This is a genomic window from Geobacillus sp. B4113_201601, assembly GCF_001587475.1.
Classification (GTDB): domain Bacteria; phylum Bacillota; class Bacilli; order Bacillales; family Anoxybacillaceae; genus Geobacillus; species Geobacillus icigianus.
On record NZ_LQYX01000039.1, the window covers coordinates 1 to 9,731 of the forward strand.

7 protein-coding genes, 1 tRNA gene and 2 pseudogenes are annotated in these 9,731 nt (G+C 46.0%); 5 read left to right on the plus strand and 5 right to left on the minus strand.

The annotated features are described in order from the left end of the window. Positions 1-163 precede the first annotated feature (163 nt). Positions 164-672, minus strand: a pseudogene (locus B4113_RS05745) (Rpn family recombination-promoting nuclease/putative transposase); the annotation flags it as partial. Between the two features lie 213 nt (positions 673-885). Here B4113_RS05745 and B4113_RS05750 point away from each other — a divergent pair. The 4 genes from B4113_RS05750 to rlmD all read left to right on the plus strand — a co-directional run bounded on the left by B4113_RS05750 (position 886) and on the right by rlmD (position 5,746). After that, positions 886-1,425 (plus strand): hypothetical protein, encoded by a 540-nt coding sequence (locus B4113_RS05750; RefSeq protein WP_172418744.1) that lies wholly within the window; start codon positions 886-888, stop codon positions 1,423-1,425. Between the two features lie 21 nt (positions 1,426-1,446). Then, on the plus strand, positions 1,447-2,964 hold the full coding sequence (locus tag B4113_RS05755) for a flotillin family protein (protein WP_033844687.1): 1,518 nt from the start codon (positions 1,447-1,449) through the stop codon (positions 2,962-2,964). Between the two features lie 407 nt (positions 2,965-3,371). After that, a complete protein-coding gene (locus B4113_RS05765; RefSeq protein WP_033844686.1) occupies positions 3,372-4,292 on the plus strand; it encodes a diacylglycerol kinase in 921 nt (306 codons plus the stop codon). A 74-nt stretch (positions 4,293-4,366) separates the two neighbouring features. Then, the gene (gene rlmD / locus B4113_RS05770) at positions 4,367-5,746 is read left to right on the plus strand and encodes a 23S rRNA (uracil(1939)-C(5))-methyltransferase RlmD (RefSeq protein ID WP_033844684.1); all 1,380 of its coding nucleotides are present in this window, start codon (positions 4,367-4,369) and stop codon (positions 5,744-5,746) included. Positions 5,747-5,837: 91 nt separating this feature from the next. Here rlmD and B4113_RS05775 read toward each other — a convergent pair whose 3' ends face one another. The 4 genes from B4113_RS05775 to B4113_RS05795 form a co-directional block, all read right to left on the minus strand. Further along, positions 5,838-6,551 carry a hypothetical protein gene (locus tag B4113_RS05775; protein WP_033844683.1) on the minus strand — a complete coding sequence of 238 codons (714 nt, stop codon included), beginning with the start codon at positions 6,549-6,551 and terminating at the stop codon, positions 5,838-5,840. Between the two features lie 93 nt (positions 6,552-6,644). Next, a tRNA-Cys gene (locus B4113_RS05780) sits at positions 6,645-6,715 on the minus strand. A gap of 770 nt (positions 6,716-7,485) precedes the next feature. Then, entirely contained in the window at positions 7,486-8,550 is a 1,065-nt protein-coding gene (locus tag B4113_RS05790) for an anti-sigma factor (protein ID WP_033844682.1), read from the minus strand. Then, complete coding sequence (locus B4113_RS05795; RefSeq protein ID WP_231559870.1) at positions 8,547-9,071, minus strand: sigma-70 family RNA polymerase sigma factor; 525 nt, start codon at positions 9,069-9,071, stop codon at positions 8,547-8,549. Before B4113_RS05795 ends, B4113_RS05790 begins: the two co-directional genes overlap by 4 nt. 452 nt (positions 9,072-9,523) lie before the next feature. Between B4113_RS05795 and B4113_RS05800 the strand changes: the two are divergent. Beyond that, positions 9,524-9,731 (plus strand): annotated as a pseudogene (locus B4113_RS05800) (IS982 family transposase); the annotation flags it as partial.

The window sequence follows — 9,731 nt, forward strand, 5'->3', positions numbered from 1 at the left end:
ATGAACCTCCTTGTGGGTAGTTTGAGCACATCTATTTTACTCAAGGAGCTGGGTTCATGTCTCCTTTTTTGTTTAGTTGTCAATTTATGTTAGCAAATTTGCTCATCTACAGAAACGAAATAAAAAATCCTTTCTTTCCATCCTGTTAGGGTGCGAAATGTGAGTTATACCCCATTTTGCTTAACAGAGCGGCGGCGACCGGCTTGTCATGGGAGATGTACTCGCACCACGGGAGTTTGCACAATTCTATCGTCAAAAACGGAAATCGAGAACGGTCCAAAACGGAAACGCCACAGTGAAAGAGGAAGGTTCATGACGGGTGGTGTCATAGCTGAAGATAGCGATCGGAAGAATACGGCGGCGGTGTTTTTGAAATCAACGGCTGAAATAAATGAACATTCGCTCTGAAAAAGCGGGTTGGATGTAGCTTTGGTGTTCGATGTGGACAATGATCAGTCCATCTTCCCCTTTTAGCTTTGTCTCGATCAATAGATCGACTCGATGTTTTTCCCCTGCAGTAACATCGGTCAACACTTCTTCTGATAAAAAGGAAAGATGGTTAAAGTCAACATGCTCGTATACGCGTGGGAAGAAGAGGAGAACGAATTCTTCAAAAAACGTGCTTAACAACTCTTTAAACAGGCGATCATGGTCAATGCGCGTTTCTGACATGGTCTCCCTCCCTATTTATTTTTGAACTCCCATTTGTTTTATTCGATCCATGCAAGGCAAAATCCTGCCTGACCACAGCCTTTTTCACAGAAGTTTTTTGTTCAAAGAAAGGAAATAGGAAAGAATTTGTCGAATTTTGATGCTGATGGAAAAATGATGAAACCAACTGGTGCTTCGGTCGTATGAATTGTTGACAGGAAAGGAGGGGAGGAGATGGTGTTCGGCTATTCGCCTGAAGTCGTATACGGCGCGGTGCTGGTGGTTAGTGCGTTGCTTACGGTGTTGTATTTTTTCTTCAGCGATGTGCTTGACGGTCTGTTCGATGTGGCCGACCATCCGCTGTTCAGCCCGCAGCTCGTCTTATCATTTTTCATCGTCGCGAGCGCGGTCGGTCTGTTGGCGGAATGGTATACCGATTGGGCATCCCGGTGGATCGTGGGGCTGAGTATCGGTGTAGCGCTTGTCGTGGTATTGCTTTTGCACTTTTTCGTTTTTTTGCCGCTTCGGTCGGCTGAGGCGTCGCTTGGGTATACGGATGCCGAATTGGAAGGGTCGCTGGCGAAGGTGATCGTGTCCGTGCCGCCGGATGGGTTTGGTGAAATTCTCATCTCCCGTCAAAGCGGTGTGGTGGCCAAGTCGGCCAAAAGTGCAAATAATGAAGCCATTCCGTCAGGAGAAGAGGTCATCATCGTGCAAATGGAAAACGGCGTCGCTGTGGTGGCGAGGCACGATCCGTATCATCTTTCCATCTAAAACAAAGAAAGGGGAACTGTCATGGTTGCGCCATGGTTGATTGTCATTGGTGTTGTCGTCTTGCTTCTCGTCGGACTCATTGCCATTTTTATCACCCGCTACCGCACGGTCGGACCGGATGAGGCGCTTATTGTCACCGGCAGCTATTTAGGAAACAAAAACGTCCACGTGGACGAATCGGGAAACAAAATTAAAATCGTCCGCGGCGGCGGCACGTTTGTCGTGCCGATTTTCCAGCAGGCTGAGCCGCTCAGTTTATTGTCGATCAAGCTCGACGTGCAAACGCCGGAAGTGTATACGGAACAAGGCGTTCCCGTCATGGCGGACGGAGTGGCGATCATCAAAGTCGGAAGTTCGATCAGCGAAATCGCGACCGCGGCCGAACAGTTTTTAGGCAAAACGCGTCAAGATATGGAAAACGAAGCGAAAGAAGTGCTTGAAGGCCATCTCCGCTCGATCCTCGGGTCGATGACGGTGGAGGAAATTTACAAAAACCGCGACAAATTCTCGCAAGAAGTGCAGCGCGTCGCCTCGCAAGATCTCGCGAAAATGGGGCTTGTTATCGTCTCGTTCACGATCAAAGACGTGCGCGACAAAAACGGCTATCTCGATGCGCTCGGGAAACCGCGCATCGCCCAAGTGAAGCGCGACGCTGATATTGCGACGGCTGAAGCGGAAAAAGAGACGCGCATCAAGCGGGCCGAAGCGGATAAAGAAGCACGCAAAGCGGAACTCGAACGGCTGACGGAAATCGCCGAAGCGGAAAAAATCAACCAGCTCAAGCTCGCTGAATTCCGCCGCGAACAAGACATCGCCAAAGCGCGCGCCGACCAAGCGTATCATCTTGAAGAAGCGAAAGCCAAACAAGAAGTGACGGCCCAACAAATGCAAATTAAAATCATTGAGCGGCAAAAACAAATCGAGCTTGAAGAAAAAGAAATTTTGCGCCGCGAGCGGCAATACGACTCGGAAGTGAAGAAAAAAGCCGATGCCGAACGCTACGCGATCGAACAAAAAGCGGCGGCGGAAAAGGCGAAACAAATCGCTGAAGCCGACGCGCAAAAATACCGCGTTGAGACGCTTGCCAAAGCGGAAGCCGAGCGCATCCGTCTCGACGGGCTGGCGAAAGCCGAGGCCGAGAAAGCGAAAGGGGAGGCGGAAGCGGAAATTATCCGCCTGAAAGGTCTCGCCGAAGCGGAAGCGAAACAAAAGATTGCCGAAGCGTTCGAACGCTATGGCCAGGCGGCCGTGCTCGACATGATCATCAAGATGCTTCCGGAATACGCCAAACAAGTCGCGAGCCCGCTTGCGAACATCGAGAAGCTGACGATCGTCGATACGGGATCGGGAACAAACGGCGGCGCCAACCGCGTCACGGGATACGCGACGAACTTAATGGCGAGCCTGCAAGAGACGCTAAAAGCATCGACCGGCATCGATGTCAAGCAGCTGCTTGAGAATCTCACAACGAGCGGCGCATCATCGGCCGTCACGGCCAAGCCAACTGTTTCCGAACAGGCGAATGCGAGCGAGTCATAAACAGTGTCAAGCGCCCTTGGTCGAACAAAGGGCGCTTCTTTCCCGCGATAAATGGGGGAAAGTTGGGATCGTCAAACAAAGAGCGCTTCTTTTCCACAATAAATCGGGGAAAAGCTCGGTTCTTCGAACAAAAAGCGCTTCCTTCCCACGGCAAATCGCAGCAAGGCTCGATTTGTGGAACAAAGAGAGCTTCTTTCCTGCGATAAATCAGGAAAGGTTCGGTTTATCGAACAAAGGGAGCTTGTTTCCCTCGATAAAAGGGGGAAGGTTCGGGTTATCGCACAAAAAGCATTTCCTTCGCGTCCATATCGGCCAATGTTCACGACATTCTTCAGAGTTGCGCGTCAAGCATTATTTCGCTATGATGGGAACGGGTGGAATGGAAAAAAGGAAGTAGGTTGAGGACAATGAAACGAGCTCGAATCATCTACAATCCGACATCGGGCCGCGAGCAGTTTAGGCGCCATTTGCCCGATGCGCTCGTTCGGTTGGAAAAAGCGGGCTACGAAACGTCGTGCCATGCCACCGAGGGTCCGGGAGATGCGACAAAAGCTGCTCGGCAAGCGGTGGAGCGCGAATTTGACCTCGTGATCGCCGCGGGTGGTGACGGAACAATCAATGAGGTGGTCAATGGACTGGCTCATCAACCGTACCGGCCCAAACTGGGAGTCATCCCGGTGGGAACGACGAACGATTTCGCCCGCGCCATCGGCGTGCCGCGTACGATTGAAGGAGCGTGCGAGGTGATCACCACGGGCGAGCCGGTGGCGATCGACATCGGCTGTGTGACGAACGAAGACAAAACACGCTATTTCATCAATATCGCGGGCGGCGGCCGTCTGACGGAGCTCACTTACGAAGTGCCAAGCAAACTCAAAACGATGCTCGGTCAGCTGGCCTATTATTTAAAAGGGATGGAAATGCTTCCGTCCATTCGCGCCACTGAAGCGAGCATTGAATATGACGGCAAACTGTTTGAGGGCGAAATCATGATGTTTTTAGTCTCGCTGACCAACTCGGTCGGCGGCTTTGAAAAGCTGGCGCCCGACTCGTCACTGAATGACGGCCTGTTTGACCTCATCATCGTCAAGAAAACGAATTTGGCCGAATTTGTCCGCCTTGTGACGCTGGCGGCGCGCGGGGAGCACATTAACGACCCGCATATCATTTACACGAAAGCGAATCGGGTGAAAGTCCGTTCACCGATGCAGCTGAACTTAGACGGCGAATTCGGGGGCATGCTTCCGGGCGAGTTTGTCAACTTATACCGCCATCTCGAAGTGTTGATGCCAAAAGAAAAGGCGGAACAAGTAAGAACAGGGTCATAAGCCTGTTCTTTTCTTATGTGATGCCCCCCTAAGGGAACGCTAACTTTACACGAATCGGCAGAAAGGGGAACGATATGGCGAAACAACAAACACCAGTCGCCAAAAACGACTATTATGACGTCACATTCACCGATTTGACGCATGACGGGCTCGGCGTGGCGAAAGTGGACGGCTTTCCGTTGTTTGTGAAAAACGCGCTTCCCGGTGAGCGGGCCAAAGTGAAGGTGATCAAGGTGAAAAAAGGATACGGGTACGGCCGTCTCATCGAGCTGTACGAACCGAGCCCCGACCGCATCAAGCCCCCGTGCCCTGTCTATCGTCAATGCGGCGGCTGTCAGCTGCAGCACCTGAGCTACGAAGGCCAGCTGAAGGCGAAAGAGAAGCAAGTGAAAGAAGTGCTCGCCCGCATCGGCAAGCTAGAACACGTCACCGTCCATCCCGTCATCGGGATGAAGAACCCGTGGCGCTACCGAAACAAGGCGCAAGTGCCGGTCGGCGAGCGCGAAGGGGGGCTGGTCGCCGGGTTTTACAAAGAGCGCAGCCACGAAATCATCGACATGGACGCCTGCCTCATCCAGCAGGAGAAAAACGACATCGTCGTCCAAGCGGTGAAACGGATCGCCGCGCGCTACGGCGTCCCGCCGTACGATGAACTCACCCACCGCGGTGTCCTCCGCCACATTGTCGCTCGCTACGGCGCGGCAACAGGCGAGGTGATGGTCGTGCTCGTCACCCGCACCGACCATTTGCCTCATAAACAAGAGATCGTCCGCGACATTATCCGCGCCATTCCGGACGTCAAATCGATCGTGCAAAACATCAACCCCGAGCGGACGAACGTCATTTTCGGCGCCAACGCGCGGGTGTTATGGGGAAGCGAGTTCATCACCGACCGCATCGGCGACATCCAATTCGCCATCTCCGCCCGCTCGTTTTATCAAGTCAACCCGGAACAGACGAAAGTGTTGTACGACAAAGCGCTTGAATACGCCGAACTGACCGGAACGGAGACGGTTATGGACGCCTACTGCGGCATCGGCACGATCTCGCTTTTTTTAGCCAAAAAGGCGAAGCATGTCTACGGCGTCGAAATCGTCCCCGAAGCGATCGAAGACGCCAAGCGCAACGCCGAGCTGAACGGCATCAAGAACGTCACCTTCGAAGTCGGCGCCGCCGAAGACGTCATCCCGCGTTGGTATCAGGAAGGCGTCCGGGCTGACTGTCTCGTCGTCGACCCGCCGCGCAAAGGCTGCGACGCCACGCTTCTTGAGACGATCATCGCCATGAAGCCGCCGCGCGTCGTCTACGTCTCGTGCAACCCCGCCACCTTGGCCCGCGACTTGCGCATTTTAGAGGATGGGGGTTACGAAACGATCGAAGTCCAGCCGGTCGACATGTTTCCCCATACGGCGCATGTGGAGTGTGTCTCGCAGATCGTTTTGAGAAAAAATTAAGGGGCTGACCCAAAGTCCGCTTTTTGGCGGACTTTGGGGTCAGCCTCATTGATCATGGTTTTATATTTATTAGCATTAACAACTGATCATCTTAACAATTATCAGCATCTCCGCCAAACCACACTACAATATCGAGATACGCGCAATAATCAACCGATTTATTGCGTGTAACACAATCTACAAGCTCTTTATCGCAACAATCATCTCCCCAACCAAAATTAGCATAGCATCTGTCATGAGCCCGGCAACAACTATCAATTGCGTTGATTGGGGTTCCACCACCTTTTGACATACCATCTCCGCAACCCGGTCCGCAGTGTCTATAAGTGCCTGCACATTCAACTAAGCAAAAGCTAAATGGGAAAGCTTCAGCTTCTACATCGTTTTCCCTATTCATCAACTGAACAGCATAATTTGTTTCTTTAAAGAAGGTTGCGTCGAATTCTGTTCTAAATAGTTGCTTTACTTCACCATTACCAGTTCTTAAGCCAAGGACTTCTGTATTTTCTGGATCTGATACATCTGCAGAATAGTACATGAAAACATTATTGTCTTTTTGTGATTCTAGGATGTACAGTTTTGCGTGCTTCTCTTTGTTAAGAAGTACAATGGATTTAAACTGAGCCTTTCCATCATCCCAAACAACTTCCCCTTTAATTGCTTCAATTACTTGGAGTCCCTGTGTTGAGGTTGGATATTGTTGTTCCATAGCCTCTTTTAATTTTTTAAATGTGTCATCTTGTTCCACCTTGTTGAACAAGTCAGTTTGTTCTTCTTTTGACAATAGGATGATATTTTGTAACATATTATTTCCTCCTTATTTATTATTGATTGTAAAACCGAAAATGTAGCTACATTTTCAAACAATACTTCCAACTAACGCGTTAAAAGGAAGTAAAGGTGGTACCCGGATTCGAACCGGGGATCAAGGTTTTGCAGACCTCTGCCTTCCCTCTTGGCTATACCACCATATTTTTTACCCAAAATCCTTTAGTAACGATACAAATTTCGGTTTTTATATCTTAATAAGCAACTTACATATCATAAAGAAATCGAGAACAAGAATTTTACAACCATTTAAATGAATATTTTTAGGGGGATGATTTACTCACGTAACTGCTTCTCGCAATCGTTTCTCGAATAGAAAAAACTGTTGCATCAGCTTCTATGTTCACGCGTTTCATCATCGATCAAGGCAAACAGCGTTTTTTCACCAGCCTTTTAGAGGATTTTTTGTTACTAAGGGGGAATGAGGATGCATAAAATAAAAATTACCAGTGTGAAGAAAGAAATAGATGTAAAAGTGTTTTTTGTATGTATTCGAAAGCTTAATTCTGTTAACTATCTTGATATTATTGATGTTGACATTATTTAAAATTACAAACATGAAAAAAAGCGTACATATATACTTATGCACGCTCATTTCCACAGTATATTTAGCAAAAAACTGTTTCTTATTTATAGTTAATGCCAATACCAATCCAAATTATAATAAAATATGAAATAATGAGAATGAAATGTAGCCCCCCCCCTAAATACGAATAGAATAAATCTCCTTTTTTCATTCCTAACAAGGATATGAAGACTCCAAATAATGAAATAAATAGGTAGCCAAAAGTGAAAACTGGTAAGTGGGCTATGAGTTGAACATTTAACAAAAGAAGGAGAAACAAAGCGACCAAGGTATTGATCAAATTAATATGAGATAACTTTATTTTCATTTATTTATCAACTCCCTGCTATGGTAAATTTACCTGTCCCAATCGAATAACTTTGACTTCCTTCATATTTTCCAGGGACGAAATATCTTTAACGGTTCCTGTAATGGCAATTCCATAGATCTTCAATTCTTTATGTTTTTTCACCCATTTTAGTCGCTCGGCAATTTTTAAATCTTTATATTCTGTCAGTTCCGTTGCCCATTTTTCGTACTTGTTCAATAGCTCCAGCCCTTTGACTACTTCTTCGTAATCAGTAAACGAGCGATTGAATATAGAATCTACATGCACTTTTTTGTATGGAAAACCAATTGCCGGTGTTTGGATAAAATCTAAATCATCCTTCATCTGTTCCTCTACACCTGTTTCTAACGCAAGCCATGTAATGTTATATCCTTTAAATTTTTCGTTTATTTCTTTTAAGGAGTAGGACTGATCCAAGGAAATATAGATTTCAAGCGGCCAATCACCCGGAAGAGACTGAATTTTTGTTCTTTCGTCAGGTAAATAGTATTTTGCTTTCGGATGAATAAAGTTGATTCCAATTTGATTAATGGAATATCCGATAGCTCGATAATTTGATTCTTTAGCAAAAATATCATTTAAGAACAGTTTGTAAGTATCCTTGCCTAAATAACTTCTTTTATCACCAAACATCTTATATTTGTCGGTTGTTACACTCATGGTAAACGGCTTAATTTCGTCGCCAACGGTATCGTAATCCACGTACACATTTGGGACCATCATTTCACTCGCAGTCCGAATAGTTCGTATAAATTCGTTTCCTTTGCTGTGGTCTCGCCCCCAACCGTAATAAATAACAGTAACCATCGTCAGTAGCGGAACAATAACGAGTATAAATGATAAAACGAGCAGCGTATTTCTAAAAAAGAATTTTTGTTGGGCCTTTTTCATCATTTTTTCGAGATCGGCTTCCTTCATCCCTTCATCATGAAGGGTTTCATTGAGAAATTCATTGTATACGTCAAAACTTTCTAGAAGCTCCTCTATTTTCTGTTCTTCCTCTTTGTTTAGTGTGCCATTTTGATATTTCTGCAATAATTGTTTTAACTCGTCTTTTCTCATCCCTTCACCTCATTGCGTAATCGTTTTTCTAATTCCCGCCTGCCCCGAAACACAAGGCTTTTTAAATGAGGAATTTTCACATTTAACATATCCGCCGCTTCTTTGTAGCTAAATCCTTTAATATCGACTAACGTAATGGCCTTTTGCTGCAGTTCTTTCATTGTGGCCAAATGTTTATAAATTAAATCCGCTTGATATTTCTGCAAAACCGCATTCTCCGTCTCCAGTGATGGATCTAGCTTCAACGACGCATAAAAATCATCAACCTGTACAGCCTTTATCTTTTTTGTTTTTCTGTAGTGGTCGATGAAGGTGTTATAGGCTATCCGGTAAAGCCATGATTTTATTTGTACTACCTCGTTCATGCTGCTTAAATGTAAATAAACCTTATAAAATGTTTCCTGCAGGAGGTCCTCCGCTAAATGATAATCATTGGTTAATCCGTATAGATACTGAAAAAGGGATTTAGAATGTAGGCTCATAAGTATATCGAAATCAAACTTACTAGCAATTGTTTCCACCCCCTTCCCATATAAAAGACGAGTATAGAAACAAAAAGTTTCTGTTTTTTAAATTTTTTTATAAAAATTATACACTAAAAAAGAATGCAAAAATCATCCAATATCAACTATATATTTTGATTACTTACTATACGAAGTTATCTATAGACTCTAATGAGGAAGTGTGTAGCCTGACAATAAGACGATGGTTTGTATTACACATCGACACATTGCTGCAATTGAAAGAAATTATTGTCACTCCATGTATATGTATCAGGTAAATAAAACTTGACTAAAAAATTGTTTTTATGTAAATAAAAAGAGGACAGCCTTAAATAAAGCCGCCCCCCTGTGTTTTTATATATCTTTTACCCGTGGTGCTAGATAAACTTGATCAAGCATAAAAATAGCCTTTGCCTAGCGGATCTCCTGTAGAATGAAAGTGCAACCTGCCATTCGAAAGGAGAATCCCGATGCAAGGGCACTTTCATTTTCCTGCAGATCGGGCCAAGATTCAAAAACAATATGCCGCCATTTTCTTTTTTGTCTCCGCCCAACTGTCATTGATTCAGACGCATCTTCAACGCCGCAACCGCCATTCGGTAAAGCAAGAAGATAGCGTGATCATAGCGATTCACATTTTGGGGAAACTGCTTGGTTTTTCTTCCGAACGGGCATGGC

Excerpts from the sequence above, each read along its gene's own strand:
- B4113_RS05750 (WP_172418744.1), top strand. The coding sequence starts at position 886 with ATGGTGTTCGGCTATTCGCCTGAAGTCGTATACGGCGCGGTGCTGGTG.
- B4113_RS05755 (WP_033844687.1), top strand. The coding sequence starts at position 1,447 with ATGGTTGCGCCATGGTTGATTGTCATTGGTGTTGTCGTCTTGCTTCTC.
- B4113_RS05765 (WP_033844686.1), top strand. The coding sequence starts at position 3,372 with ATGAAACGAGCTCGAATCATCTACAATCCGACATCGGGCCGCGAGCAG.
- rlmD (WP_033844684.1), top strand. The coding sequence starts at position 4,367 with ATGGCGAAACAACAAACACCAGTCGCCAAAAACGACTATTATGACGTC.
- B4113_RS05775 (WP_033844683.1), bottom strand. The coding sequence starts at position 6,551 with ATGTTACAAAATATCATCCTATTGTCAAAAGAAGAACAAACTGACTTG.
- B4113_RS05790 (WP_033844682.1), bottom strand. The coding sequence starts at position 8,550 with ATGAGAAAAGACGAGTTAAAACAATTATTGCAGAAATATCAAAATGGC.